This window comes from Hydrogenophaga sp. GW456-12-10-14-TSB4 (assembly GCF_059424305.1).
This window is the reverse complement of record NZ_JBWKZH010000015.1, coordinates 1-289: the sequence shown is the minus strand read 5'-3', so window position 1 is coordinate 289 and position 289 is coordinate 1. Positions and strand designations below refer to the sequence as shown.

The following is a 289-nucleotide window of genomic DNA, read 5'->3' as shown; positions in this document are numbered from 1 at the left end:
CGCCCCCGCCCCCCCACCACCAGCACCGTGGGCAGCACCACGATGACCAGGGCGGCCAACATGGTGGTCAGCGCCGCGATGTTGCGGCGTTGCCCCAGGCGTGGCAGCAGCCAGCGATTCAGCGGCACGAACAGCAGCGCGATGATCGAGCCCCAGAGGATGGTGCCGTAGAACGGCAGCAGGATCCAGATGAACGCCACCGTCACCAGGCCCAGCAGCACGCGCAGCATGAGCGAGCCGGAAACCGGCGCCATGGACGGCGGGGTGGGGCGGGCTTCGGCGGGAGGCG

General features: G+C 70.9%; 1 pseudogene. It reads right to left on the bottom strand.

The window, feature by feature from the left end:
- Positions 1-254 (bottom strand): annotated as a pseudogene (locus tag AC07ZS_RS09840) (hypothetical protein); the annotation flags it as partial.
- Positions 255-289 lie beyond the last annotated feature (35 nt).